This is a genomic window from Acinetobacter sp. JADD-222 (assembly GCF_049310645.1).
Genome location: NZ_JBMOWI010000005.1, coordinates 45,537 through 69,639, shown reverse-complemented (window position 1 = coordinate 69,639; position 24,103 = coordinate 45,537). Strand labels below are relative to the sequence as shown.

28 protein-coding genes are annotated in these 24,103 nt (G+C 39.5%); 21 read left to right on the top strand and 7 right to left on the bottom strand.

The features are described from left to right. The first annotated feature begins 158 nt into the window (after nt 1-158). The 11 genes from ACO6UW_RS06385 (at nt 159) to csrA (ending at nt 5,970) form a co-directional block, all read left to right on the top strand. The gene (locus tag ACO6UW_RS06385) at nt 159-347 is read left to right on the top strand and encodes a hypothetical protein (protein ID WP_071224759.1); all 189 of its coding nucleotides are present in this window, start codon (nt 159-161) and stop codon (nt 345-347) included. Nucleotides 348-349: 2 nt separating this feature from the next. Then, a complete protein-coding gene (locus ACO6UW_RS06380; protein WP_071224758.1) occupies nt 350-679 on the top strand; it encodes a hypothetical protein in 330 nt (109 codons plus the stop codon). Between the two features lie 11 nt (nt 680-690). After that, complete coding sequence (locus ACO6UW_RS06375; protein WP_001207477.1) at nt 691-1,812, top strand: ATP-binding protein; 1,122 nt, start codon at nt 691-693, stop codon at nt 1,810-1,812. Further along, the gene (locus ACO6UW_RS06370) at nt 1,809-2,810 is read left to right on the top strand and encodes a hypothetical protein (RefSeq protein WP_206245046.1); all 1,002 of its coding nucleotides are present in this window, start codon (nt 1,809-1,811) and stop codon (nt 2,808-2,810) included. The genes ACO6UW_RS06375 and ACO6UW_RS06370 overlap by 4 nt, the downstream gene beginning before the upstream one ends. A 1-nt stretch (nt 2,811) precedes the next feature. Next, entirely contained in the window at nt 2,812-3,063 is a 252-nt protein-coding gene (locus ACO6UW_RS06365; RefSeq protein ID WP_000654850.1) for a hypothetical protein, read from the top strand. After that, the gene (locus tag ACO6UW_RS06360; protein WP_206245053.1) at nt 3,064-3,279 is read left to right on the top strand and encodes a hypothetical protein; all 216 of its coding nucleotides are present in this window, start codon (nt 3,064-3,066) and stop codon (nt 3,277-3,279) included. It abuts the gene before it with no gap. Between the two features lie 4 nt (nt 3,280-3,283). After that, nucleotides 3,284-3,574, top strand: coding sequence for a hypothetical protein (locus ACO6UW_RS06355; protein ID WP_252516446.1), 291 nt, complete (start codon nt 3,284-3,286; stop codon nt 3,572-3,574). Continuing rightward, nucleotides 3,571-3,762, top strand: coding sequence for a hypothetical protein (locus ACO6UW_RS06350; RefSeq protein WP_057070962.1), 192 nt, complete (start codon nt 3,571-3,573; stop codon nt 3,760-3,762). The genes ACO6UW_RS06355 and ACO6UW_RS06350 overlap by 4 nt, the downstream gene beginning before the upstream one ends. A 1-nt stretch (nt 3,763) precedes the next feature. Then, a complete protein-coding gene (locus tag ACO6UW_RS06345) occupies nt 3,764-3,979 on the top strand; it encodes a hypothetical protein (protein WP_000362184.1) in 216 nt (71 codons plus the stop codon). Nucleotides 3,980-4,188: 209 nt separating this feature from the next. Then, complete coding sequence (locus ACO6UW_RS06340; protein WP_002115333.1) at nt 4,189-5,469, top strand: aspartate kinase; 1,281 nt, start codon at nt 4,189-4,191, stop codon at nt 5,467-5,469. Nucleotides 5,470-5,715: 246 nt separating this feature from the next. Then, nucleotides 5,716-5,970, top strand: coding sequence for a carbon storage regulator CsrA (gene csrA, locus ACO6UW_RS06335; protein WP_000906487.1), 255 nt, complete (start codon nt 5,716-5,718; stop codon nt 5,968-5,970). Nucleotides 5,971-6,037: 67 nt separating this feature from the next. Here the strand turns inward: csrA and rnhB are convergent, their stop codons facing one another. Together rnhB and ACO6UW_RS06325 are read right to left on the bottom strand one after the other, a co-directional pair. Next, the gene (gene rnhB, locus ACO6UW_RS06330) at nt 6,038-6,604 is read right to left on the bottom strand and encodes a ribonuclease HII (RefSeq protein ID WP_002163155.1); all 567 of its coding nucleotides are present in this window, start codon (nt 6,602-6,604) and stop codon (nt 6,038-6,040) included. Nucleotides 6,605-6,674: 70 nt separating this feature from the next. Next, nucleotides 6,675-7,064: a hypothetical protein gene (locus ACO6UW_RS06325; RefSeq protein ID WP_005076998.1), complete on the bottom strand. Its 390-nt coding sequence runs from the start codon at nt 7,062-7,064 to the stop codon at nt 6,675-6,677. Nucleotides 7,065-7,304: 240 nt separating this feature from the next. On the opposite strand from ACO6UW_RS06325, the gene ACO6UW_RS06320 reads away from it, so the two are divergent. After that, nucleotides 7,305-7,862 (top strand): cytochrome b, encoded by a 558-nt coding sequence (locus ACO6UW_RS06320; protein ID WP_057062410.1) that lies wholly within the window; start codon nt 7,305-7,307, stop codon nt 7,860-7,862. A 44-nt stretch (nt 7,863-7,906) separates the two neighbouring features. On the opposite strand, the gene ACO6UW_RS06315 is transcribed toward ACO6UW_RS06320, so the two are convergent. The 3 genes from ACO6UW_RS06315 to ACO6UW_RS06305 form a co-directional block, all read right to left on the bottom strand. Further along, the gene (locus ACO6UW_RS06315) at nt 7,907-8,905 is read right to left on the bottom strand and encodes an adenosine deaminase (protein ID WP_057062411.1); all 999 of its coding nucleotides are present in this window, start codon (nt 8,903-8,905) and stop codon (nt 7,907-7,909) included. 116 nt (nt 8,906-9,021) lie between these two features. After that, on the bottom strand, nt 9,022-10,341 hold the full coding sequence (locus tag ACO6UW_RS06310) for an NCS2 family permease (RefSeq protein WP_005070381.1): 1,320 nt from the start codon (nt 10,339-10,341) through the stop codon (nt 9,022-9,024). 322 nt (nt 10,342-10,663) lie between these two features. After that, nucleotides 10,664-10,891 (bottom strand): hypothetical protein, encoded by a 228-nt coding sequence (locus ACO6UW_RS06305; RefSeq protein WP_002163179.1) that lies wholly within the window; start codon nt 10,889-10,891, stop codon nt 10,664-10,666. Between the two features lie 606 nt (nt 10,892-11,497). On the opposite strand from ACO6UW_RS06305, the gene ACO6UW_RS06300 reads away from it, so the two are divergent. Then, nucleotides 11,498-12,220 (top strand): pirin family protein, encoded by a 723-nt coding sequence (locus ACO6UW_RS06300; protein ID WP_017399397.1) that lies wholly within the window; start codon nt 11,498-11,500, stop codon nt 12,218-12,220. Between the two features lie 77 nt (nt 12,221-12,297). On the opposite strand, the gene ACO6UW_RS06295 is transcribed toward ACO6UW_RS06300, so the two are convergent. After that, nucleotides 12,298-12,918 carry a TetR/AcrR family transcriptional regulator gene (locus tag ACO6UW_RS06295; protein WP_002163161.1) on the bottom strand — a complete coding sequence of 207 codons (621 nt, stop codon included), beginning with the start codon at nt 12,916-12,918 and terminating at the stop codon, nt 12,298-12,300. Between the two features lie 524 nt (nt 12,919-13,442). On the opposite strand from ACO6UW_RS06295, the gene ACO6UW_RS06290 reads away from it, so the two are divergent. From ACO6UW_RS06290 to ACO6UW_RS06275, 4 genes are all read left to right on the top strand, one after another. Further along, nucleotides 13,443-14,402, top strand: coding sequence for a metal-dependent hydrolase (locus ACO6UW_RS06290; protein WP_057062412.1), 960 nt, complete (start codon nt 13,443-13,445; stop codon nt 14,400-14,402). Between the two features lie 65 nt (nt 14,403-14,467). Further along, nucleotides 14,468-15,301 carry an SDR family NAD(P)-dependent oxidoreductase gene (locus ACO6UW_RS06285; protein ID WP_017386375.1) on the top strand — a complete coding sequence of 278 codons (834 nt, stop codon included), beginning with the start codon at nt 14,468-14,470 and terminating at the stop codon, nt 15,299-15,301. A gap of 22 nt (nt 15,302-15,323) precedes the next feature. Beyond that, on the top strand, nt 15,324-16,847 hold the full coding sequence (locus tag ACO6UW_RS06280; RefSeq protein WP_057062413.1) for a flavin-containing monooxygenase: 1,524 nt from the start codon (nt 15,324-15,326) through the stop codon (nt 16,845-16,847). A gap of 113 nt (nt 16,848-16,960) precedes the next feature. Further along, a complete protein-coding gene (locus ACO6UW_RS06275) occupies nt 16,961-17,836 on the top strand; it encodes a class I SAM-dependent methyltransferase (RefSeq protein WP_057062414.1) in 876 nt (291 codons plus the stop codon). A gap of 11 nt (nt 17,837-17,847) precedes the next feature. On the opposite strand, the gene ACO6UW_RS06270 is transcribed toward ACO6UW_RS06275, so the two are convergent. Further along, entirely contained in the window at nt 17,848-18,861 is a 1,014-nt protein-coding gene (locus tag ACO6UW_RS06270) for an AraC family transcriptional regulator (RefSeq protein ID WP_081037784.1), read from the bottom strand. 137 nt (nt 18,862-18,998) lie between these two features. Here ACO6UW_RS06270 and ACO6UW_RS06265 point away from each other — a divergent pair, with 137 nt between their 5' ends. The 4 genes from ACO6UW_RS06265 to ACO6UW_RS06250 all read left to right on the top strand — a co-directional run bounded on the left by ACO6UW_RS06265 (nt 18,999) and on the right by ACO6UW_RS06250 (nt 24,047). Continuing rightward, complete coding sequence (locus ACO6UW_RS06265; RefSeq protein WP_057062416.1) at nt 18,999-20,486, top strand: flavin-containing monooxygenase; 1,488 nt, start codon at nt 18,999-19,001, stop codon at nt 20,484-20,486. A 44-nt stretch (nt 20,487-20,530) separates the two neighbouring features. Next, entirely contained in the window at nt 20,531-21,385 is an 855-nt protein-coding gene (locus ACO6UW_RS06260; RefSeq protein ID WP_039208380.1) for an SDR family NAD(P)-dependent oxidoreductase, read from the top strand. A gap of 70 nt (nt 21,386-21,455) precedes the next feature. Continuing rightward, nucleotides 21,456-22,349, top strand: coding sequence for an alpha/beta hydrolase (locus tag ACO6UW_RS06255; RefSeq protein ID WP_057062417.1), 894 nt, complete (start codon nt 21,456-21,458; stop codon nt 22,347-22,349). 27 nt (nt 22,350-22,376) lie between these two features. Further along, nucleotides 22,377-24,047: a GMC family oxidoreductase gene (locus tag ACO6UW_RS06250; RefSeq protein ID WP_057062418.1), complete on the top strand. Its 1,671-nt coding sequence runs from the start codon at nt 22,377-22,379 to the stop codon at nt 24,045-24,047. The last annotated feature ends 56 nt before the right edge of the window (nt 24,048-24,103 follow it).

Here is a 24,103-nt window from a genome sequence, read left to right as displayed (position 1 = left end):
TGACTTTTTCAACTAAATATACTTAATTAACAGCACAAAAAAGTAATTTAAATTACTTATTGACATAAAAAGTAAGATAACTTACCTTTGCCTCATAGATAATAAAAAGCCCCGAAACTTTGGACGGCGACGGGGCTTTGCAAAACTGCGAGGTAAGTATGAAACAAAACCCTATTCCTAGTCAAACCACATCACGCTTATATCAGCACCCAACTGTTGAAGAACAGCGCCCTTCTCGTTTCGCCACCATTAAAGCGAATGTCATCGACTTTCTTATATTCATTGCCCTTTCATTCGTTCTTTGGGTGGTTGCTGTAGCCGCTGCATCTTGGATGATGGGAGGCTAATCATGAATGCTCAATTCAAACCACATCCAGACGGTGTTAAAGCCTATATCGGCCTTGACCGTTTAACAGGTCTCTACTCTGTACGTATCGGCTGGACTGTTTATGCAGCTAATGCAAACGGTAGTGTGCTGTACACAGTAAAAGGTGAAGTGAAGACTCCTTTAAATGTCGAAGAATTTAAGGCAAAGCGCCCTAAGGTTTACGCATCCTTAATGAATGAGATTAAATTTCAGCGCTCAAAGCAACTTGCTAAGGATTTAGCTGGCTCACACATCCCTTCATATGACCGCAGAGCTTATAAGAAAAAGCGCGGCTTTACGGGTTTAAAATAAGGATAAGAAAAATGGCTCTACCTATTATTACTGCTGACCAAACTTTATTAGTTCAAGCAATTATTGTGTATCTCTATGCTGATCCGGGCTTGGGTAAATCATCAATGGGCTTTACTGCGGAAAAAGCTATATCTTTTGACTTTGACCGTGGTGCTCACCGTACTGGTGAACTACGTCGCGGTGCGGTTGTACAGGTTCAACAATGGAGTGATGTTGCAAACCTTACTCCGCAGGACTTAGCACCATATAAAACCGTTGTCATTGATACCGTGGGTGCAATGCTTGAATGCATTAAAACCCACCTGTTACTTACGGCAAATAACCGTCAAAAAGATGGTTCTTTAAAGTTAAAGGCTCAAGGTTTAGCGAACCAAACGTTCAAGCAATACATCAATACTTTGATCAGTTTAGGTAAAGATGTTGTTTTCATTGCACACGCATCAGAAGATCAAAACGGTGATCAAATTATTTACCGACCAGATCTAGGTGGTAAAAACCGTAACGAGCTTTACCGTATCGCAGATGTCATGGGTTATCTAACAACTGTTACTACTGGTGAAGGTAAAAATGCCCGCGTTATTAATTTCAAACCTTCGCCTACACATCATGCGAAAAACTCAGGTGCTTTAGGCGGTGAAACCGGTGAAGTATGGGTACCTGATCTTAAAGCACACCCTACTTTCTTGGCTGACCTGATTACTCAAGCTAAAGATCACATTAACACCTTAACGCCTGCACAACTTGCAGCAGCTAAAGCCCAAGAAGAGCTAGAAAACTGGAAACAAAGCTGTGAGGAAGCAGAGCATGCAGGTGACCTTAATCAATTAACTGAGTCGCTTGATAAAGAACACATGTATTACCAGAACATGCGACAAGCAATGTTAATGAGAGCTAAAGCATTGAATTGCACGTTTGATAAACAACGTGGCACTTGGATTAGTCCCCCTGAATTTAACGGCATCTCAGATCAACAAAGAGACGAACTTCAAAACTTTATTGCTGAACGTGGCCTAGACGTAAAAACAGTATGTGAGCACTTAGGTATCGATGCCCTTATTCAAATTGAAGCAGCAAAACTTAAGGCAGTTAAACAAGACATTGAAACCTTAGCGAAAACGGGGATGACAGCATGAAAATACTAAATAAAGTTGAAGCTAAACTTGCTTGGGCCAACGGTGAATTACTTTTAGTAAATAATACTGAGCGTAATGGCTGGGAACCATTTAACCCTTATGACTTTGGCTTTGATGTTTTTGATAAATTCGAATTTCAATTAAAGCCTAGAACTATTTTTATTGGCGAGTTTGAGGTACCAGAACCATTAAGAGAAGCGCCTGCTAAAGGTTCTACTTGCTCTTACCCAAGTCCAACTGTTGAATTAGGTGTGCAGCAGTTTAAGTGGAATGGTTCAAAAGGACAATTACGCATGCTTCAGCATGGCCAAGTCCACTCAAGTTTTGATAATGCTTTTGCTCATTGCTGCGCGATTATTAAAGTCAGTGGTGGTGAGTTTGCTGAAGATATGCTCAAACTTCTGAACAAGCCAACTGATGAAGTTGAAGAAGAAAAGCCTTTAGAAAATGAAGTTGAGAAATCACCTCAGGTTAATACTGAAAAAACAGTAATTGAAGAGCCTACTAAAGATTTAAAAGAGGATCTCGATAGTGCAATTGTTGTTACTGAGGGGTCTTATGTTTCATCATCCGAGGATCTATTAGTTCCAGAAACTAACGAGCCTAAAGTAGATCCAGAATATCAGCAAACCCTAGATACTCTTCTACAGCGTGTAAAAGAGTCAAAAACACCTGCAGAAGTAAATGCGGTTTATCGTTATACCCGCACATGGGATGACGAACAAATGAAGCCTATCCTTCTCGCCACTCACAAACGTCTTGAAGAGCTAGAAAAAGAAAAGGCATCTGCGAATGAGCCACCCTCTTTAATGGTTCAAATCCAAACTGCACCAGACCTTACAACGCTAGATGCTTTGGAAATAGACGTGGCTGCACGAGATCCGCAGATTCAACCGAAGCTAATGGGGTATGTGAGAAAACGCCGCTATGAATTAGAGAATCCTACACCTACTCAACAAGAATCTACCCCTGATTATTTATTAGTGGACGGTTTCTAACATGAAAGATCAGTACAAGAAAGTGAGCCAAAAACACATGCTTGGTTTTATGTACTACTTGCAATTGCTGGGCTACGTAATAGTCCGGCAAGGCATGGATCAAGCAATGTTTCTAACCAAACATTATGCGGTACCAGTCGCTTGGCGCCGCATCACGATCGACTACAACAACCGGTTAAATAAACCCGCCCAGCAGCTTTATAAAGAGTTTGTTGAGTGGACTAAAGAAGAATATGCAGAGATGGTGGCGTAAATGATTGACCTAAACCAAGAACTTGAAGATTTTGATGCTTATTTTTTTAAAAGACATGGTGAATTGCCTTTAGATCCTTCCTCTGAGGAATACGCCAATAAATCATATCTAAAACACGAGATGTTTAAGGCATGGAAAGCAAGAACCAAGTGTCAGCACTGCAACAAGATGACTGCTATTAACTTAAAGAATTTCAAATTTACAGTAATTGGGTGATGACATGACAGATTTGAATAAGGAACGAGAGCTCTACATGGCTGCAAAGGCCAGAATAGAGAAAGAAGAGTTTTTCTGCAGAGATTGGGATTTGTGGAAAGCTTGTGCTGAATTAAAACAGGCAGAAATTAATGAACTTAGAGCAGAGCTAGAAAAAGCCAAAGCTCACAAAGCAGATGCACAAAAATATCAAACTAAGTGCTGGCACATCACAACACTTTTGATGAATCCAGTTGATCAAGACATGACTTTGAAAGCAATCCAAACAGTGATTGAAAGGGTTGGTGAAGAATGAGTAGTCTCGATTTTGAGCAACTTTATCTAATGGCTCTCATGAATAGTAAAAAGCCAAAGTACGTTTTGAATTGGGTTCATGTCTCCAGACATGGGCCAGGTGCGACAAAAGCTACAGAAATTTGTGAATATTTTGGGATAGATCCAGAAGGCACTGATTTTAGAAAAGCGGAAAGTAAGGAGGGCTAATGTGGATAAATATCTGACATCTAACAATGTGTGTGAGATGTTTCATATTACTAAACGCACACTTAATCGGTGGGAAATTAACACTCCTTGGGGTATTCCCTTCCCAGCCCCAGCTTTAAGTTCTGAAGGCGGGACAATGAAAAGATACCTCGCTACTGATGTAATGAAGTGGGAGGAAGAATGCCAGCAAAAGAAGCAACTAAAAAAAGCTATATAAGTTGTACCGAAGCTAACAATCAGCAAACTTGATGAAATTAGTCCAGATCAATGATTGTTAGCATATTTACGTTACTATATACTGTCCGCCGAATCACGGCTTGCTAGATAAACTCAGCAATTTCATTTATGTACATAATGGTGTACATATAATGAAACCAAGGAAGCAAGAATATACTTTTCCCGTTTAATTATAAGGGTTTAGGCGATATGGCATTAATCGTTCAAAAATATGGCGGTACTTCTATGGGTACCCCCGAGCGCATTTTAAATGTTGCTCGTCGTGTGAAGCGTTGGCATGATCACGGTCACAAGGTTGTTGTGGTCGTATCTGCAATGAGTGGTGAAACAAACCGCTTACTTGCTCTCGCTAAAGCCATTACCGAAACACCTGACCCACGTGAGTTAGACCAAATGGTTTCAACCGGTGAACAGGTGACGATTTCCATGTTAGCTATGGCACTTAATTCGATTGGTGTGGAAGCTAAATCCTATACCGGACGTCAAGTCGGTATTAAAACTGACAGTGCATTTACCAAGGCGCGTATCGAGTCTATTGATACAGATGTCATGACCAATGACCTAGATGCAGGCCGTGTTATTGTGGTTGCTGGTTTCCAAGGCTTTGATGCCAATGGAAATACCACAACACTAGGTCGAGGTGGTTCAGATACTTCAGGTGTTGCTCTTGCTGCTGCTTTAAAAGCTGACGAATGCCAGATTTACACTGATGTAGATGGTGTTTACACCACTGACCCTCGCGTTGCTCCTAAAGCCAAAAAAATCGACCGTATTTCTTTTGAAGAAATGCTAGAAATGGCATCATTAGGTTCTAAAGTTTTACAAATTCGCTCAGTAGAGTTTGCCGGGAAATATCAAGTTCCTTTACGTGTATTATCAAGCTTTGATAATGACGACGACGGCGTTTTTGACGACGAATTTAAAGAAAATGTAGGTACACTCATTACTACTGAGGCAGAAGATACTATGGAACAGCCAATTATTGCAGGTATTGCTTTTAACCGTGACGAAGCAAAATTAACGATTTTAGGTGTACCTGATGAACCAGGCATTGCTTCTAAAATCTTATCACCAGTAAGTGATGCCAATATCGAAGTCGATATGATAGTGCAAAATGTTGAAGAAGATGGCACAACAGATTTCACTTTCACTGTAAACCGTGTTGATTTAGCGAAAGCTGAAAAAATCTTAAACGAAACTGCTAAAAATATTGGCGCACGTGAAGTTTCAACACGTGATGACATCGTTAAAGTGTCTATCGTTGGTGTAGGTATGCGTTCACACGCAGGTGTAGCGAGCAAAATGTTCACTGCCCTTGCTGATGAAGGTATCAACATTCTTATGATTTCAACTTCTGAAATTAAAGTTTCTGTGATTATCGACGAGAAATACCTTGAACTTGCTGTTCGCTGCTTACATACCGCTTTTGGTTTGGATCGTGAACATGGTGAAAGCAGCGCCCGCGCTTAATTTTACCAACCGGTCAAGAATTCATTAAAAAATGTTTACTTGTCCGACAATAATCAAAGAAAACACAGAGCCGCTATAGTTTTTTTTATAGCGGCTCTGTTATATTAAACGGAAAGTTTTTTAGCAGAGATTATCAAAATATGACTTTGTTCTCATATTTCTGTTAGAATCTGACTGAAAACTGAGGTTGAGCTTTTTATTTGGGTACCAATATTGCAGTTTTAAGCGTTTAGCAAGGAGATAAACATGCTGATTCTGACCCGCCGTGTCGGGGAAACATTAATGATTGGGGATCAAGTCAGTGTTACTGTGCTTGGCGTCAAAGGAAACCAGGTTCGTATTGGTGTGAATGCACCAAAAGAGGTTTCTGTTCATCGCGAAGAAATTTATCAACGTATTCAACATGAACGTGCAATGCATGAACACCTTCAACATCTTGATCAAGATTATCAAGTTTCTTATGAAGATGATAATTATGCACAGAAAAACTTCAATCGTTAGTATGAAGTTGTTCTCTCCCTAATTAAAGCGACTTTATAGTCGCTTTAAATTTTTTAAGTGGTTGTATTTATAGACCTAAAGCACGTTTAACAGGTGCGTAACTACGACGATGCTGATCAATCACGCCATGCACAGCAATCGCTTCAAAATGCGCTTTGGTTGGATATCCTTTATGTTTGGCAAAACCAAATAACGGATATTGCTGATCTAATTCTGCCATTTGTCGATCACGCGTGACTTTTGCCAAGATACTTGCTGCACTAATTTCAGCATGGCTTGCATCTCCACCCACAATGGCTTCACAAGGAATAATAATTCCTTTCGGAATTTGATTACCATCGACAATCACTTTTTGAGGTTGAGTTTTCAAGCCATCAACAGCGCGCTGCATAGCCAAAAAAGTCGCCTGTAAAATATTTAGTTCATCAATTTCAGCATGAGTTGCTTCAGCAATTGACCAAGCTAAGGCTTTTTCTTGTATTTCAATAAACAACTTTTCACGTTTCTTTTCAGTTAATTTTTTAGAATCATTTAATCCTAAAATTGGATTATTCGGATCTAAAATCACAGCTGCTGCCACAACCGAACCTACTAAAGGCCCCCGTCCTGCCTCATCTACACCAGCAATAAACATCGACTCACTACCTTTAAATAAAAGAGGCTGATCAATAGTAATCAGCCTTCTTTAACACATAATTTATTAATTACTTTTGTAAAGCTTCTGCCACACAAGCATTTACAGTTTTAGAAACCACTTGGTTTACGATTGTAGCACGTGTATTTACATCAAGTGCAGCTGCAGCTAATTCTACTGCTGTCACACTGTTTGGAGCCTTTTCGCTCACACAACCACAAACATTGGTTTGGATGCTATCACGTTGCTCAGCAGTCATATATTTTGTTGCTGTTTTCCAAGCTGCAACATTATTAATCTCTGTAATACATTTCGCATTTACAGCAACCTTTAACGCAGCAACGCCTAATTGTTGAGTTGTGGTTTGTGCAGAAGCAGCACCTGTACCAGTGCCTGTAGTTGTTGCACATGCTGTTAAAGCTAAAACAACTGGTGCTAGAGCGAGCATCAATTTTTTCATCATTTTTTCCTTTGATTGAACGTTGGCAGCGCGTATTGTGCCTAAACTCAACTTTAGAAGAAACAAATAATTTGATGCATTTATGCAAACTATTTTGCCGACCGAAACTCAGCTCATCAAATGCTTTTTTATGCAGTAAAACGTTCTGTTTTTAGCACGCTCTGTCACATTTAAAACATTTCTCAAAATCTGCGCTTTCCCCTAAAATCACAAATCAAAACGACAAAAAAAGGGTCTTTTATGCCTGCTGCTTCCTCTCAGTATTACACCCGTACCGCACAAATTCTGCATTGGGTGATGGCAATCATTTTCATCGTCGCATGGGTTATTGGCTTTTATAGTGGAAATTTTTTAAGCTATGACGTTGATGGCAGCTTTAAAGGTGATGTGATTACGTTGCACAAGAACATTGCAACCACAATTATCTTTTTAGTAATTATCCGGATTTTATGGCGCTATACACATCCAGCTCCAAAACTACCTGACACCATGTCACCGATGATGAAAACTCTGGCACACGTGGGTCATCTATTCCTTTATGTAATTTTAGTGGCTTTACCTGTCACTGGTTGCTTGTTTAGTTGGAGTGCTGGTCACCCTGCCCCTGTTTTATATTTATTTGAAATTCCGCGTTTAGTGCAAGATAACCCAGAGCTTTTAGCTGTTGTTAAACCATTACATATTTATATTTCTTGGTTTGCAGGTTTTCTTGTTGTTGGGCATGTACTTGCAGCTTTAAAACATCACTTTATTGATAAAGACAATATTTTAAATAGTATGACTAAACAGCCTAAATAAACCTGATGTATAAAAAAACCGCCTATCACAGGCGGTTTTTTTATTTAGATTTTTTGGATTTCTGTAATCCACTTTTGTTTCTCTTCATCTGAAATGAAAGAGGCTTCAAAAGAGTTAATTGCGAGTTGTTTCAACTCATCATTGTTTAAGTCTAATGCTTGCTGGATGGCAAAGAAATTATCATTCATATATCCACCAAAATATGAAGGATCATCTGAGTTAACCGTCACATGTACGCCTTTTTGTAAAAGACGGCGTATATTGTGATCTTTCATATCCTTAACAACACATAGCTTTAAATTACTTAAAGGACAAACCGTTAATGGCATTTTTTCATTAATTAAACGCGTCATTAATTGTTCATCCTCTTCAGAACGCACACCATGATCAATACGATTCACTTTAAGTAGATCTAAAGCTTCCCATACATATTCAGGAGGACCTTCTTCACCAGCATGAGCAACGATTAAGAAACCTTCTTCACGCGCCTTAGCAAAAACACGTTCAAATTTAGCTGGCGGATGCCCTACTTCACTTGAATCAAGGCCGACTGCAATAATATCTTGTTTAAATGGCAAAGCCTGTTCAAGTGTTTCAAATGCAGCTTCTTCACTCAAATGACGTAAGAAACACATAATCAGTTGAGAGCTGATACCAAACTTAGCTTTGGCATCTGCACACGCACGCTTTAAACCATTAATCACAGTTGAGAACGCAACACCACGGTCTGTGTGGGTTTGCGGATCAAAGAACATTTCTGTGTGAACGACATGATCTTCGGCACATTTCTCAAAATAAGCCCATGCTAAATCATAGAAGTCTTGTTCATGTACAAGAACATTCGCGCCAGCATAGTAAATATCTAAGAATGATTGAAGATTATGAAAGTTATAAGCTTGCTTTACTTCTTCAACAGATTTGTAAGGAATCTGAATCTGATTGCGCTGGGCAATTGCAAACATTAATTCAGGTTCAAAAGTCCCTTCAATATGCACATGCAATTCGGCTTTTGGTAAGGCGCGAATCAGCTCGACTTGATTCATATTAACTCCACGTCTAAAGAAAAAAGGGTGTGGTCAAAATCACACCCTTTTATAATTTTCTTCTTATTGAAAACTATGTCTAAAATAGCTCAAGAAGAAAATTATAAAAAATCATATTAACCGCCAAACGCGATAAATTTAAATACCCAAAGCGCAGCAATAATCCATACCATGTACGGTACAGTTTTTGCCTTACCCGTGAATAATTTAACTAATGCATAGCTAATAAAACCCATTGCAATACCATCAGCAATTGAATAAGTGAATGGCATAAATACAATGGTTAAAAATGCTGGAACAGCTTCAGTAATATCATCCCAATCAATGTGAGTGATCCCTTGGATCATCAACACACCAATAAACAATAAAGCTGGCGCCGTTGCAAAACCTGGTACAGATTGAGCAAGAGGTGCTAAAAATAAACAGCAGATAAATAAGACTGCAACCACAACAGCAGTTAAACCAGTACGTCCGCCTGCTGCTACACCTGAAGCTGATTCAATATATGGTGTAGTTGAAGATGTACCTAATGCGGCACCAGCAACGATTGCAGTAGAGTCTGCAAATAATGCTTTCTTCAAACGAGGTAATTTACCGTCTTGTAAAAGACCTGCACGGTGTGAAACACCAACCAAAGTACCTGTACTGTCGAACAAGTCGACAATAAAGAATACGAAAATGACGCCCACCATACTTGCTGTAAATAGACCTTCAAAGTCCATTTGCATGAATGTTGGTGCAATTGAAGGAATTTGACCCACTACACCCTTAAATTCATTTAAACCTAAAGCAGTAGCGATGGCCGTAACCACTAAAATACTAATAATGATTGCGCCGCGAACTTTTAATTGGTGTAAAACCACAATCATTAAAAATCCGAATAGCGCTAATAATACTGTAGGCTGTTTGATATCGCCTAAACCGACTAATGTCGCTTGGTTATCAACAATGATTCCAGCATTTTTTAGTGCAATCAGTGCTAGGAATAAACCAATACCCCCACCGATTGCAAACTTAAGTGACATCGGAATCGCATTGACAATCGCTTCACGAATTTTAAAGAAGCTAATTGCAAGAAAAACAAGGCCTGAAACAAAAACAGCCGCTAAAGCTGTTTGCCACGGCACGCCCATCCCCATACAAACCGAGTAGGTAAAGTAAGCGTTTAAACCCATACCAGGGGCCAGTGCGATTGGATAATTTGCAATGATCCCCATTACTAAACATCCGATTGCTGCTGCCAAACAGGTTGCAACGAATACGGCACCATGATCCATGCCGGTTTCAGATAAAATGAGTGGATTGACAATAATGATATAACACATCGTTAAGAATGTAGTTACACCAGCAAGAACTTCAGTTCGGAAAGTGGTTTTATTGTCGCTTAGCTTAAATAAACGCTCTAACCAGCCTGCCGAAGAATTGGGCGCCGCCATAAGTAGCCTCTATGCAAAATCTGAACTGTGGAATATTTACGTCTATGTAGGTCGCTGAACAATATTGTTTTTCTGTTCAGTCCTATAAACAAGAATCTCAAATTTAAGAAGCAACAAATATGCCACTCATTTGATTTCTAGCTTTATACATAGCAAACAACCACAGCCCCTCTTGAAACACAAAAAAGCTGCATAACCCCTATGCAGCTTTTTTACTATACGTTCAATAAGTTTAACAGATTCAACAGAAACATGATCAAAATTTATGAAAAGATATGACCAATGACACTGTAAAAAGTTAGAAATTTATAGCTCGTTATTGTTAGAAAATAATTTTTTTCTCGCCTATATATTGTTGCATATGAAAAGAAGCTAAATTGCTGTGATGAGCATGATTCGGATTTCGTTCGATACTTTGCAGGTTTTTTTCAGCTTCTTGTATGATCTGCATTAGCTCTTGATGTCTTTTATTTTGAGTATCTAAATAAGCCCAATACCCTAATACAAAGACGATACCCACACACAACACTATTAATACTTTATTGATCATTATTATTATCTCTATGTTTTTAATGTTAATGATCTTAACAAAAAATTATAGCTTTGTGAATATTTTCACATTTATTTACAATAACACACTCTTATTCAAATTATTGAAAATAAAAGTTATTTTAAAAATATCATTAAAAAACCTACTAAATACTAAACTTTTCCATTGAAAAGTAACTTTATTTAATAAGAGCTTATTTTAGTTATTTTTAATATTATCTTTTTATCGGTTTTAACTCTTAAGTTATTTTAAAGATAGAGCATAGACAAATGTGTATATGGCTTGAAATTTGTTTTTATTTGCTAAGCTTTAAATGAAATAAAAAGGAGCTATTTTCGTTAATGTACTTTTCTTTAAAATTGTTTCTTTAGCGACTAATTTCTATGTTGCCTGTTTAGCTTTAAAAGTAAAAATTCATCTCAAAGAAATCTTCATCTCATTTAAAAAATATTTTTTCTCCTTTGACTCTATTGGTTGACTAGCAAAATTACGTCCAAATTTTATCGTTCTATAAATCGTACCAAGCTTTCCATTTTCATAGCTTCATTCCAATAAACGCTACGATAAACTGTACTCAGATAAAAAATTAAATCAGGAGAATACATCATGTTTGATATGCGTTTATCTCACGAGCGTGGTGCAGCACATCATGGTTGGTTACAATCAAAACATAGCTTTTCATTTGCTAACTATTGGGATCCTAAACAAGTTGGTTTTTCGGATCTGCTTGTAATTAACGATGATAACGTTGCTCCATCTAAAGGCTTTGGTACTCACCCTCACCGTAATATGGAAATTATTTCCTATGTACTGGAAGGTGCATTAGAGCATAAAGACTCGATGGGTACAGGCTCTGTGATTGTGCCGGGTGACATTCAGCTGATGAGTGCAGGTCGTGGCGTTGCTCATAGTGAATTTAACCACTCAGCTCAAGAAGGCGTTCATTTCTTGCAAATTTGGGTTGTTCCAAATGAAGTGAATACAGAGCCAGACTATCAACAAGTTCATATTGATGAAGCAGACAAACGCGGTAAATTGCATTTGATCATCTCACCGAAAGGTGGCGAGAAAACTTTATCGATCAAACAAGACATTAATATTTACTCAGGTCTTTTTGATGGTGAAGAAACTGCTGACTTTGTGATTCCTGATGGTCGTTATGTGTACCTACACGTTGCTAAAGGTCGTGTTGATGTAAATGGTAAAACCTTTAACACCGGCGATGCTGCACGTATTCGTGAAGGTGGAAGCTTATCGTTTACCAATGGTGATAACGCCGAAATTTTGATTTTCGATATGCGTCCTGAAGAAGTTCCAACCATGCCATAAGATCAATTAAGCCCTCACATAAACTTTATGTGAGGGCTTTTTATCGTTACTTGGACTTATAAAAATTCTAACTCTGCTCAGTGCTCTTCTGAACGAGCCATCTCTGTATTGATATAGCTCATAATCATCGTGGTTAGGCCCTGCACCATTTCATCAAAACTAATATAAGGGTTTGGCAAAATAAGATGCCGTGCGACATTAAAAATTCCACTATTGATACAAATATAGGTAATTACGGGCAAATTATTGATTTTTAGGTATTTTGGATTATGCATCATATATTTCATGATGACTTCCATTAAAGCCTGTTCAATTTTGGGAATGTATTTGTCGTACTGCAATTCTCCTGCATAACGCAAAACAGTCAAATAGCGGTCGTTATTTTTCTTTAATAAATCACTAAAAGTATAAAAAATCATTTCAATAACAGGCTCTAACTCCAACTGTAAAATTGTCGGTGTAAGCTCTGTAATCATGTCCAGAATTTCGCGAACAAAAAAGTGATTCATTGCATCATAAATTTCTTCTTTATTTTTAAAATATTCGTATAAAGACCCGACACTCACTCCTGCAATTTCTGCAATATGACGTGTCGTGGTTCCACTCGGCCCATGAAGTGCCACGGCAATAAAACCTGCTTCAATAATCGTGTCGACAGTGACTTTAGCTCGAGTTTGACGTGGTTTACGCGTAGTCATACGATCTAATTAATAATCCGAACATAAAGTCAGATTAGCATGTAATCTGAGTAGGTAGAAATAAAAAAACAAAATCCGAATAGTTGTCAAACTTAAGTGAAAAAACTGAGAAAAACAGATCTCAACTTATCAATCAATGGATGCTTTTATTTACTATTTTCAGAGATTAGGAATTAATTTAATTTATTATTTTTCAAAAAGATAAGTACAATTTATTTAAAATTATTATTACAAATAATGTCTATAAAATACTTTTATATATTTAAAAATTTACCCGAATTGAATCCGAACATAAAGTCAGATTAATATGAAAAAATTAAAGAAGAGTCATTCAGCAGCTCTTGTCTGCCTCGGTTCTTCTTCCGTTATTCAGCCAAATAATCAAACAAATAACGGAGCAACAACACCGTAGTCAATGCAGAGAATCATCTGTTTTTGAAAATGGAATTTTACAGTGCTTTGTTGATCATTGAGTTTATTGATTTTCATCAAAATGCACCACTACTTTGCCTCAGGGTGTCGCCATGATCTCGACCGCAGTTAAAAAATCATTCAACAAACTTAAATTTCAGCGTGAAATTGAGCTACCAGATTTTGCTAGCAAAAGCTCAATTCCAATCAGACATTTAAATATTGGTTTTGATGGTAAAGAAATTGATGTCAGATTCTATATGGACAATCAATTTGCTACTTTGTTTTTTGCCACACTTTCGGTGTTTTTAACTTACGGCGAAGATCTGGTGATTGAAACCGCTCGCCATCACCGTGAATTTATCAAAGATCCAATATTAAAGCAGCGAGTAACGTCGTTGATTGGCCAAGAAGCAATTCATTCTAAATTGCACAATGAATATAACGATGCCCTTCAAGATGCTGAATATCCTGTTGCGCTATATCGTTTTCTTGGCTCAAACTTCTTTAAGTATGTTTTCTTAAAGTTTCCCCAGCCACTCAAATTATCAATGATGGCGGGTATAGAGCATTTTACTGCGGTACTTGCTGAATACATGATGAAGCACGAAAAGAACTTCTATTATTCAGATGATGAAAAAAGCCGTGCATTGTGGATGTGGCATATGCTTGAAGAATCTGAACATAAAGATATTGCCTATGATGTCTATCAACTGTTAAATGGTAGTTATCCACTACGTGCGTCTGGTTTCTTCCTCGCGCTATTTACCATTTTAGGATTAATCCCTGCGACTACATTATTTGTCCCTGTTTTAAGAAAGCCACAAGAGATGCTGACTTTGAAATTCTGGAAGGACGCCCGTCGTGGTGTCGGCTTAATCTTTGGTCCAAAAGACGGAGTTTTCGGCAGTACGATTGGTCAAATTCTTGACTACTTACGCCCAGATTTTCATCCAAATGATCATGATACAACTGAATATCTTGAGTATTACAAAAAGAAATTGCTGACCGAAGGCGGCGCAATTGCTCCTTACTTTGTTAAAGAATTTACCCCACCAGTACGCATGTCTTAATCGTCCTGCATTTCCAGCTATCAAAGAGGTAGCTGGTATCTCTTCAAGCTACTTATGGATGAATCATGATTTTATTTGGCAAAAAGAAAGTTAAACCAAGCCAAAAAGCTTATGCCGTAGTGACGGGTGCAGGCAGTGGGATTGGTCGAAGTTTTGCAATTGAACTTGCGAAACGTGGTGGCAGCGTAGTGTGTGCAGATATTAATCTCGAAGCTGCTGAAGAAACAGTAAAACTTCTTGAACAAGAAGGTGCAAAAGCTTTTGCTATGCGCTGTGATGTGGGTAATGCTGAACAGGTTAACCATCTCGCTGAAACTGCTGAAATCTTGCTTGGGCACCCTGTAACTCTTGTCATTAATAATGCTGGTGTAGGTTTAGGCGGTAAATTTGACGAACTCAGCCTAGAAGACTGGAACTGGGTCATGAATATTAACCTTTGGGGTGTTATTCACGGTTGTCATGCATTTGTTCCCAAGTTTAAAAAGTTAGGTTACGGCGCGATCATTAATGTGGCATCTGCGGCATCTTACACGGCTGCCCCAGAAATGACTGCGTATAACGTGACTAAAGCGGGTGTGCGTGCGCTTTCAGAAACGCTTTCTGCCGAACTGCGTAAGTTTAACATTAAGGTGAACGTGCTCTGCCCGACGCTGGTACCTACCAATATCATTAAAAATGGTCGAATTCCCGGACGCTATTCAAAGCTGGCAGACCATGCACTGATGAACTATGCGCTGACCACAAGTGATGATGTTGCAAGATTAACCCTTAATCGCCTTGATCAGGATGAGATGTATACCATTCCTCAAATTGATGCGAAGTTATTCTGGCTAATGAAACGCGCATCCCCAAGCTTGTATACCAAGTTCCTTGGTACATCGTACAAATTATTTAAATAAGAAATTTATAGGTAGTACACATATGACTGCGCAAATGAAAACAAATGCATCAGCAAAAAAAGCTGTCAAATCACCAAGCCATATTTTCGATACTTTTATTGTGGGTGCGGGCATTTCAGGGATCGCTGCTGCCATTCGCCTAGATCAAGTTGGTTATACCAATTATAAAATTATTGAAAAAGCTAGCCGCGTGGGTGGAACATGGCGTGAGAATACCTATCCGGGTTGTGGTTGCGATGTACCTTCTGCTCTTTATTCTTACTCATTTGCACCAAGTGCAAAATGGAGCCATTTATTTGCACGCCAACCAGAAATCTTAAGTTATCTGGAAGATGTGAGTAACGAGTTTAATGTTACCTCTAAAATCGAATTTAATAATGAATTGCTGAATGCCGCGTGGGATGACTCACGTCATGTGTGGGTACTTGACACCACGACTGGTCAATATTTATCTAAAACCGTTATTTTTGCCACAGGTCCAATTACCGAAGCTCAAATTCCACGTCTTGAAGGCTTAGAAACTTTTAAAGGCGAAATGTTCCATTCAGCAAAATGGAACCATGATTATGATTTAACTGGTAAACGCATTGCCGTGATTGGTACTGGTGCATCTGCTATTCAGTTTGTGCCACAAATTCAACCAAAAGCGAAAGAACTGTTTGTGTTCCAACGTACAGCACCTTGGGTATTGCCAAAACCAGATACAGACTTGGGCGAATTTAGTAAATCAGTCATTGCTAAATATCCGGCTATTCAGGCGAGCTGGCGTAAAAGTGTAGCGTTAACACTGAATGCAATTAACTTTGGTTTACGTAATCCACTTGCGCTCAAACCAGTCAATGTATTGGGTAAGCAATTACTTAAATTGCAAATTAATGACCCAGTGCTACGTAAAAACGTAACGCCGAACTTTGACATTGGTTGTAAACGTATTTTATTCGCTAACAATTATTATCCAGCACTACAAGCACCAAACACGACCCTGATCCCTCATGGTTTAGTGAAAGTTGAAGGCAACACAGTGGTTGCTGCCAATGGTGAACGCCACGAAGTTGATGTGATTATTTGGGGTACAGGTTTTGAAGTATCTCACCCACCAATTGGTAAACGTGTCCACAATGAAAAAGGTCAATGTTTACAAGATATATGGAAAGATAGTTCACCAGAGGCTTACTTAGGAACCAACATTGAAAATGTACCAAATGCATTTTTAATTTTAGGACCTAACGTACTGGTTTATGATTCTTTCATTGGTTTAGCAGAGGCACAGCTCGACTATATCGTAGATGGCTTATTGAAAATTAAAAACAAAGGAATTAGCAAGTTAAATGTTAAATCTGATGTGATTAAAAAGCATAACGATTTAGTGCAAAAGCACTTACAAACAACTGTATTTAATAGCGGCGGCTGTAAGAGTTACTACCTTGATGCCAACGGGCGTAACTTTGCTGCATGGCCTTGGTCATTGAAAAAACTTAAACAGCGTTTGAAAAAAGTAGATTTGAAAGATTATGAAGTGACGTATCAAACGACAAAAACTCCCTAATTTGTAATTTCGATCAAATCCGTTGTAAGGAATAGGCAGTGTATTTTAGGTTTTTATGAAATACACTGCCTTCTTCGTTGAATATCTTCAAGAAATAAAAAAACAGGATAAAGATGAAAGAAGGACAATCAAGTCGTACTGCTGAAGCTGCTGCTGCCTTACGAGCCAATCATTTTCAAAATACACAGAACCCTGTATTTTCAGATCCTTATGCTTTTGAACTAACCAGTAAAGGCTGGAAAAAACTTCTCTCTAATTCACTGATTGTTAAAGTGATGAATTCTGCGGTTTTAAACCGTACTTTAGGTCTACTTACTGGACAAGTGGTCGGTCGCTCTCGCTATGCCGAAGATTTACTTGCTCAGGCAGTTCAACAAAATACTCAACAATATGTATTAGTGGGTGCTGGCCTAGACTCTTTTGCACTACGTGAATCACACCATTATCCTACTTTGAAAATTTTTGAAGTTGATCATCCTGATACTCAAGCGGCCAAACAAGACAAGCTAAAAAAGTTAGGAAATATTCCTACTACCGTTGAATTTGTTGCGATTAACTTTGAAAAAGAGTCTATTTCGGAAGCCTTGACCAGAAGTGTCTATGATTCATCTGCTCCTGCATTTTTTTCATGGTTAGGCACAACGCACTATTTAAATCCGCAAACGACGTTACAAACTTTAAAAAGTATTGCTGAATTTGCTGCAAACGGTAGCGAAGTAGTACTCGACTATTCGACCGATTTTCAGGAATTAAACGGTATTGAGCGACTTGGAAGTATGGGGGTTGCGCAGTTTACTCATTTGCTGAAAGAGCCTTTATTGGGCCAATTTAAACCAAGAGATTTACATCAGGCCGTGGAGCAGATGGGATTTGAAGTGATCGAAGATCTTTCAGGTGAAGCCATTACTGAACTATATTTTAATGCACGAATTGATGAAATTCGCCACACCTCAGCAACACGGTTATTGCATTTGCGTTTAAAGAAATAAAGATACCTTGATTATTGGTTGTTAAGTCGCATGGCATGAGGTGTTTTCCCATGCCATCTTTTATAAGCATGAATAAAACTGGCAGGTTCTGCATAACCTAACCACTCGGCAATCTGCTCAACCGAAGCTTTTGGTAATGCCAAATATTGCTCAGCTAGAACTTGCCTGACCTCTTCACGTATCTGAATAAAAGTCATCCCCTCTAATGCCAAATGACGGCGTAAGGTTCGTGCATTTAAATGCAGTCTGTCAGCCACGATTTCCATAGAAGGCATTTCCCCTCGCACGTTCATCAATTGCTGTTGCACTAAAGTTGTAAATTTATTTTGTGATTGGCGTTTCTCTAATATTTGTCGGCACTGTTCTTCGGCTGTATGTAGCACCAAATCATTTGCCATAAGCAACTTTTGGTCTACTTTTTGCGGATCAAGAATTACAAAGCTTTTCGCAGCACCAAATTCAGGCATCACGCCAAATAAGTCCTGATAAGGCTCGGCATCGCCTTTGAGTTGGAAAGAAAAAGCCAAATATTGGCAAAAATTATCTTGGACTAGATCGCGTTGTACCGTAATTAAAGCGGCGGCATCGCGTTCAATAATGAATTGACGCACTGAAGATGGGATATCTTGCTCATCAATTTCGATACGGATTCCTTGCGGTGTATCCGACACATCAAAGCGAGTAAAAGCAAAAGTTAAAGTGAAATAGGTTAAAGCCAAATCTAGTGCTTCACGAATGCTAGCACTACTCATCAGAGCCATGCCTAATGGCCCAAATGTGGTGAAATGATAGCGTGTGCCCACTTCTAAGCCTAATGTTGGTCTGTCTCCCAGTTGCTCAACCAAGTTATGAATCAGCTGTAATTCCTGATGGCCTGTCACCACCATATTAGGGTCGAGTAATTGTTGTTGGCTAAGCCCTGTCCCTTGCAAAATCGTCTGATAAGAAATGCCTGATTCCACCGCAAAATCAGCCATTAACCGAACACTATGTACACTGCGTTCAAAAGCCCATGCATACTTCACTGTATTGCTCAGAATGTCCTCGAATCACAATATTTTGTCCTCATCCATCCTCTAAATCAAGCAAATAAACGTCTATTCTGCATACAGGAAATTGCGATTTTTTTCGCTCACTGTTTTTAAGGATTTTAGAGCAGCCTATGTTTAATTCGTCGTCTAATTCAAATAAAAATGTACGCATTGCCATTATTGGCACTGGTTTTGGTGGTCTAGGACTTGCCATTCGTCTCAAACAAGCAGGTTTTGAACAATTTACTCTCTTTGAAAAAGCTGCTGATGTAGGTGGTGTCTGGCGTGACAATACGTATCCGGGTGCTGCCTGTGATGTGCCTTCTCATCTGTATTCTTTTTCTTTTGAACAAGAGCTAGGCTGGAAAAATCGCTACGGTACATCTCAAGAGATTTATCAATATTTACGCCACTGCGCCGATAAATATGATATTCGTCCGCATGTTAAATTTAATACTGAAATAGCCAATGCAGAATTTGATACTCTGCAAGGTGTATGGCACATCCAAAGTACGACTGGCGAACAGTTTGAAGCTGAATTTTTAGTGGGCGCGGTAGGCCAACTCAACCGCCCTGCCTATCCAAAACTTAAAGGTATTGAAAACTTTAAAGGTAAGGCATTTCACTCAGCACGTTGGGATCATGACTATGACTTAACTGGCAAACGTGTTGCAGTCATTGGCACAGGTGCAAGCGCAATTCAATTTGTACCTGAAATTGCTAAACAGGTTGCTCACCTAGACGTTTATCAACGCTCAGCGCCGTATGTTATTCCCAAACCGGATCGGGTTTATCAACCTTTAGAGAAAAAAGCTTTCCGCAAACTGCCAGTTTTGCAAAGTCTAGACCGCGCCTTGCAATATGGACACCATGAAATTCGCCTACTTGCTTTTACAACTTCACTCAATGAAATGCCGTTGGTGGAATATTTATTCCAGCGTCACATCCGTAAAGTCGTTAAAGATGGGAAGTTACGCCACCGTTTAATGCCAGATTATCCAATTGGTTGTAAACGTATTTTAATTTCGAATCACTGGTATGAAACACTGACCCAGCCTCATGTCGATGTCATTAATACTGGCATTCAAGAAATTACTGAAAACGGTATTTTAGATACTGAGGGAAATCTGCGTGAAATCGACACCATTATTTATGGTACGGGCTTTGCCGCAACGGAATTTATGGCGCCAATGCAGATTACAGGTCTTGATGGCCGCACCTTAAAAGACACATGGAAAGATGGTGCAGAAGCTTATCTCGGTTTAACTGTTAGCGGCTTTCCAAATTTCTTTATGCTCTATGGTCCAAATACTAATCTTGGGCACAACTCAATTGTGTATATGATTGAAAGTCAGGTGAATTATATTTTAGATGCCATCCAGACCACCCTACAAAACAAACTTTTGTTCACCAATGTTCGTGCAGAAGTTCAACATGAGTTTAATCAAAGCATTCAAGAAAAAATGAAAAAAACTGTCTGGGCACAAGGTTGTACCAGTTGGTATCAAACTGCTGATGGCAAAAATACCAATAACTGGCCAGGTTTTACTCTTGAATATCGTCAACGCACTCGTCGCTTTGACATTGAAAACTACACACAGGTTTCGGCTATTTCTTAAACAAGCTTCACCATAGGAAATGAGAAAAATAAACGGAGAATTTTATGAAGTCTTTTAAAAATAAAGTCGCAGCTGTGACAGGTGCGGGCTCTGGTATTGGACAAGCACTTGCCATTGCACTCGCAAAACAAGGTTGCCATCTGGCACTTTCCGATATCAGTGAAGCTGGGTTAGCCAAAACAGTCGAGCTGTTGGCACCCTATTCTGTCAAAGTCACCACTCAAAAAGTTGATGTGGCTAAGCGTGATGAAGTTGCAACTTGGGCAAAGGCAGTAGTAGATGAACATGGCCAAGTTAACCTGATTTTTAATAACGCTGGTGTCGCAATTGGTAGTACGGCTGAAGGTGTGAGCTACGAAGACCTTGAATGGCTCATTGGTATTAATTTTTGGGGCGTAGTTTATGGCACCAAAGAGTTTTTACCTTACTTAAAGCAAAGTGGTGACGGGCATATTATTAATATTTCCAGTATGTTCGGCTTAACAGCTCAACCAACTCAAAGTGCTTATAACGCTAGTAAATTTGCCGTTCGTGGCTTTACTGAATCATTGCGCCAAGAACTCGATTTACAAAATGCTGGAGTGAGTGCGACCTGTGTGCATCCGGGTGGTATTCGTACCAATATTGCCAAAGCTGCCCGCATGAATAATAGCGTCCAGTCTTTAGGAATGGACCCGCTAAAAAGTCAGGATGCTTTCGATAAATTACTTCGCACCCCTGCTGATGATGCAGCTCAACAAATTTTAGAAGCTGTTCGTAAAGACCGTCGCCGCTTACTAATCGGAGCCGATGCGAAAGCCGTTGATGTGATCCAGCGTATTCTTCCACAGGGTTACCAAAAGATTTTTGCAACTGCGACTGCCTTGCAAACTCGCCTACTCAACAAATCAGCAAAATAAAAACAGTGGTCAGCATACTCTTTATTTTAAGAGATGCTGACTGTCATTAGGCTTAGTATGAGTCCTTATTATGAAGCAGCTTCTTGCATGGACTATTCGTACCACGCTACGTCCAGCTTTATCCCCTAAAACCCCACTAAAGCTACAACGTTTTTGTAGTGATGCAGCCAGTGCAATTGTGCTTGGGCCACGTGGCTATAAAACAAAAAAGCAAACCATTGCGCAAGTACCGACAGTTCATATTCAGCCCAAAACGACTCAATCAGGACTCGGCATCTTATATTTACATGGCGGTGGCTATGTGGTGGGTAGCTCAAAAAGTCACACTAAGCTTGCTGCTCAAATCGGACATGCAGCTCAAGCACAAGTCTGGTTACCTGAATATCGCCTAGCCCCAGAACACACAAGCCCTGCTGCGATTGAAGATGTCATTGCTGTCTATAAAGCTCTACTTGCTCAAGGACAAGACCCGAAAAAACTCGTGATTGCTGGCGATTCTGCTGGCGGTGGACTGAGTTTAAGTGCTGTAATTGCGATACGAAATGCAGGGTTACCGTTACCAGCAGCATTAGTTTTACTTTCACCTTGGGTTGACTTAAACCTTTCTGGAAGCACGATGAAAACTCATGCTGCTCAAGATGCAATGCTGTCAGAAGACTGGTTAGCTTGGTGTGCAAAAAACTATTGCGGACAAAAATCGGCAACCCATCCAACCTGTTCCCCACTCTATGCCGACTTAACGGGATTACCATCTGTTTTAATTCATGTCGGTACCGAAGAAGTTTTATTAGACGATGCAAAACGTCTCGCTGAACAAACCGAAAAGTATGGTATTCCGACGAACTTAAGGGTTTATGACCGAGTCGGACATGTTTTTCAGTTCCACGCGGGTATACTAAACGAATCTAATGACTCGATTGAGCGCATTGGGCAATTCATTGATAAACATACACAGTCAATATAAAAATATCGCCAGAGAGGAGTCCTCGGCATGACAACAAACAATTATGACTATGATTACCTCATTATTGGTTCAGGCTTTGGTGGTAGTGTTTCTGCTTGCCGTCTAACCGAAAAAGGCTACTCTGTTGCTGTAATGGAAATGGGGCGACGCTGGGAAGCTAAAGATTTTGCTAAAAATAACTGGAATACCCGTCGCTGGATTTGGCGCCCGGGCATGAAACTTTTTGGTTATTTCAACATGCGTTTTTTTCGCCATGTCACCATTATTTGCGGTAATGCCGTAGGTGGCGGTTCAATTACCTATGCCAATACCCTACTGGTTCCACCTGAACATATTTGGGATGAAGGCACGTGGGCAGATGCCGCGGACTGGAAAAATGAAATGCCTCAGCACTATGCTGAAGCAGAACGCATGCTTGGCGTGACTGATAATAAAATTTTCGGCCCTGCCGACCACATGCTAAAGAAAATGGGTGAAGCAGTCGGCGTTGGCCATACATTTAAACCTACTCGTGTTGCCACTTTCTTTCCACCGGAAGGTGAAGAAGGTGGCAAGACCTACCCCGACCCTTATTTTAACGGCGAAGGTCCAGACCGTGGCACCTGTACCGCATGTGGCGGTTGTATGACGGGTTGTAAACACAACGCAAAAAATACATTAGATAAAAACTATTTGTACTTTGCCGAAAAAAATGGTGCCAAGGTTTATGAAGAAACCAAAGTAGTTGATGTTAAACCGCTCAATGGTAAAGCCGATGGCAGCGATGGTTATGAAGTCACGACTGAATGTTCAAGCTCATGGTTTAACAAACAACGTCGTACTTGGCGAGTTCGTAATGTGATTTTCTCGGCATCTTCTTTAGGGACACAAGAGATGTTGTTCCGTTTAAAACAGTCTGGTTCTCTGCCAAATATTTCTGATGATTTGGGTAATCGGGTTCGTACCAATGCCGAGTCGATTTTAGGTGTTCGCTTTTTTGGTAAAGATGTCGACATGAGTAAAGGTGTTGCTATTGGTTCAAGTATTTACATTGATCATGACACTCACATTGAAGCGACTCGCTACCAAAGTGGCTCAGATGCCATGGGCCTTATGTGTACTTACATGGCTAAAGGCAAACCGGGTTGGACACGTATTTTCTTTTGGTTATGGGCACTCATTTGCCATCCATTTATTTTCCTTCGCATGAGTAATCCTGTCAGTTTTGCACGTCAAACCTTAATTTTCTTAGTGATGCAAACTGCCGATGCCTCAATCAACATGCGCTTGAAACGTAACTGGTTCTGGCCTTTTGGCAAGGTGTTATCGAGCGAAGGTAAAAAGCTACCTGTGTATATTCCGCAGGCCAATGCATTTACCGAAAAAGTTGCCAAAATGTTTAATGGCCACCCCATGACGACCATTACCGAAATTTTGTTTAACGTACCTTTTACAGCTCACTGTATGGGTGGTTGTGCGATTTCTTCAAGTCCAGAGCGTGGCGTAGTAGATGGACAAAACCGTGTCTTTAACTATAAAAACTTATACGTTGTAGATGGTTCAATGTTAGGTGCCAATTTGGGCGTTAACCCAAGTCTTACCATTACAGCTCTTGCGGAACGTGCAATGTCTTATATTCCCGCTAAACATACTTTGGATGAACATCAGGATGATACAGCAGAGGCAGAAACCATAGAGATCACCAAAGCTTCTGCTTAAACTAGCAAGTTGTTTTATAAAAAAAGCCTATTTAAAAATAGGCTTTTTTTATTTCG

Bases quoted from the DNA above. Each gene is read 5' to 3' on its own strand.
- ACO6UW_RS06385 (WP_071224759.1), top strand. From the start codon at position 159: ATGAAACAAAACCCTATTCCTAGTCAAACCACATCACGCTTATATCAG.
- ACO6UW_RS06380 (WP_071224758.1), top strand. From the start codon at position 350: ATGAATGCTCAATTCAAACCACATCCAGACGGTGTTAAAGCCTATATC.
- ACO6UW_RS06375 (WP_001207477.1), top strand. From the start codon at position 691: ATGGCTCTACCTATTATTACTGCTGACCAAACTTTATTAGTTCAAGCA.
- ACO6UW_RS06370 (WP_206245046.1), top strand. From the start codon at position 1,809: ATGAAAATACTAAATAAAGTTGAAGCTAAACTTGCTTGGGCCAACGGT.
- ACO6UW_RS06365 (WP_000654850.1), top strand. From the start codon at position 2,812: ATGAAAGATCAGTACAAGAAAGTGAGCCAAAAACACATGCTTGGTTTT.
- ACO6UW_RS06360 (WP_206245053.1), top strand. From the start codon at position 3,064: ATGATTGACCTAAACCAAGAACTTGAAGATTTTGATGCTTATTTTTTT.
- ACO6UW_RS06355 (WP_252516446.1), top strand. From the start codon at position 3,284: ATGACAGATTTGAATAAGGAACGAGAGCTCTACATGGCTGCAAAGGCC.
- ACO6UW_RS06350 (WP_057070962.1), top strand. From the start codon at position 3,571: ATGAGTAGTCTCGATTTTGAGCAACTTTATCTAATGGCTCTCATGAAT.
- ACO6UW_RS06340 (WP_002115333.1), top strand. From the start codon at position 4,189: ATGGCATTAATCGTTCAAAAATATGGCGGTACTTCTATGGGTACCCCC.
- csrA (WP_000906487.1), top strand. From the start codon at position 5,716: ATGCTGATTCTGACCCGCCGTGTCGGGGAAACATTAATGATTGGGGAT.
- rnhB (WP_002163155.1), bottom strand. From the start codon at position 6,604: ATGTTTATTGCTGGTGTAGATGAGGCAGGACGGGGGCCTTTAGTAGGT.
- ACO6UW_RS06325 (WP_005076998.1), bottom strand. From the start codon at position 7,064: ATGAAAAAATTGATGCTCGCTCTAGCACCAGTTGTTTTAGCTTTAACA.
- ACO6UW_RS06320 (WP_057062410.1), top strand. From the start codon at position 7,305: ATGCCTGCTGCTTCCTCTCAGTATTACACCCGTACCGCACAAATTCTG.
- ACO6UW_RS06315 (WP_057062411.1), bottom strand. From the start codon at position 8,905: ATGAATCAAGTCGAGCTGATTCGCGCCTTACCAAAAGCCGAATTGCAT.
- ACO6UW_RS06310 (WP_005070381.1), bottom strand. From the start codon at position 10,341: ATGGCGGCGCCCAATTCTTCGGCAGGCTGGTTAGAGCGTTTATTTAAG.
- ACO6UW_RS06305 (WP_002163179.1), bottom strand. From the start codon at position 10,891: ATGATCAATAAAGTATTAATAGTGTTGTGTGTGGGTATCGTCTTTGTA.
- ACO6UW_RS06300 (WP_017399397.1), top strand. From the start codon at position 11,498: ATGTTTGATATGCGTTTATCTCACGAGCGTGGTGCAGCACATCATGGT.
- ACO6UW_RS06295 (WP_002163161.1), bottom strand. From the start codon at position 12,918: ATGACTACGCGTAAACCACGTCAAACTCGAGCTAAAGTCACTGTCGAC.
- ACO6UW_RS06290 (WP_057062412.1), top strand. From the start codon at position 13,443: ATGATCTCGACCGCAGTTAAAAAATCATTCAACAAACTTAAATTTCAG.
- ACO6UW_RS06285 (WP_017386375.1), top strand. From the start codon at position 14,468: ATGATTTTATTTGGCAAAAAGAAAGTTAAACCAAGCCAAAAAGCTTAT.
- ACO6UW_RS06280 (WP_057062413.1), top strand. From the start codon at position 15,324: ATGACTGCGCAAATGAAAACAAATGCATCAGCAAAAAAAGCTGTCAAA.
- ACO6UW_RS06275 (WP_057062414.1), top strand. From the start codon at position 16,961: ATGAAAGAAGGACAATCAAGTCGTACTGCTGAAGCTGCTGCTGCCTTA.
- ACO6UW_RS06265 (WP_057062416.1), top strand. From the start codon at position 18,999: ATGTTTAATTCGTCGTCTAATTCAAATAAAAATGTACGCATTGCCATT.
- ACO6UW_RS06260 (WP_039208380.1), top strand. From the start codon at position 20,531: ATGAAGTCTTTTAAAAATAAAGTCGCAGCTGTGACAGGTGCGGGCTCT.
- ACO6UW_RS06255 (WP_057062417.1), top strand. From the start codon at position 21,456: ATGAAGCAGCTTCTTGCATGGACTATTCGTACCACGCTACGTCCAGCT.
- ACO6UW_RS06250 (WP_057062418.1), top strand. From the start codon at position 22,377: ATGACAACAAACAATTATGACTATGATTACCTCATTATTGGTTCAGGC.